This window comes from Stutzerimonas stutzeri (genome assembly GCF_000935215.1).
Taxonomy (GTDB): Bacteria; Pseudomonadota; Gammaproteobacteria; order Pseudomonadales; family Pseudomonadaceae; genus Stutzerimonas.
The window spans coordinates 1-1,043 of the sequence record NZ_JXXD01000265.1 but is presented as its reverse complement, the minus strand read 5'-3'; the positions used below and the strand labels follow the sequence as shown (position 1 = coordinate 1,043).

Annotated in this window: 1 protein-coding gene; it reads left to right on the top strand. The window is 56.2% G+C overall.

Translation table 11 applies throughout. The annotated features are described in order from the left end of the window. Positions 1–234 precede the first annotated feature (234 nt). A partial coding sequence (locus LO50_RS24390) for an S-type pyocin domain-containing protein (protein ID WP_173425605.1) occupies positions 235–1,043 on the top strand: 809 nt, incomplete at its 3' end.

Sequence of the window (1,043 nt, the reverse complement as noted above, 5' to 3'; positions counted from 1 at the left end):
TGCCCAGCTTTGCAGTTGCGTCAGCCGCTCTGGTGTCGCACCTTGCTTCTCTCACTGGGACGGGCTAAAGCCCAGCCATAACCATGCGCTATAAGTCAGAAGCAAAGTTGCGTGACTTCAATCTTGCAAAATCGCCATGAGATACAAACTAGGCTGAGCTGCAAAGCGTGACAATGCACATGGACTGACCATCACCACGGCGTATCATTTCGCCTTTTCAAGGAAGATTTATAGATGAGCGGCTACGTCCCGAATAACAGAGACGAGCGAAAGGAGCCACCCGCTCCGCCCTACAACGGCGATTTCGATAAACAACCGCCACGTCCACTTGTTCTGGACGTGGTAGAACCCAAGAAAGCAGCGCCGCTGGCACCACCTGCCGGCTGCGTCTTTGCAAAGCCCTGCACCTTGCCCGATGGTCAAATCGACTACCCCCGCACGGCTCCCGCTGAACTCATTAGCCGCTATGGCAAAACAGCCGTACTGGCCGCTAGCAGCGCTAAATCCAACGGTGACTACCCACTTAGTCACCTTTCTGGTGAATCTATTGCCAGGCTGAGCGGTTTATCGCTTCGTGGTCTGGCCGTGGCGGGATCAGCCGGCGGGGCTGTTGGTGGGAGTAGCGCTGCGGGTGGGGCAGCCTCTTCGGGAGCCCTAATTACTGGCGGTCTCGTAGCAAGTACTCTAGTTGGGCTGGTTGCTTTGATGTGGCCTAGCCCAATGGGCAACTCAGATCTATACACACCTGAGCAGCTTCGCAGAATGACAAGCGCACGCACGAGAGTGCGCTTTCGTATCGAACAAGCAGCTGACGGCACCATCAAAGCCTACGGCTTTCATACAGCCGCCAAAACCGGCTGGGAAATGATCGATGTGGTGCAATTCACGCCCCAAGGCGAAGAGCAGGTAGCCGATTTCGGCGGTGGAATCACATTAGTCTGGACGCCTGCAGTTGATTCCGCAGACGCGCTGGGCATCCCTCCGCTGAAAGCAGGGCCGCAAGTCCCACCTATTTGGGTTTATCCAGCAACGGATGCAGCTGC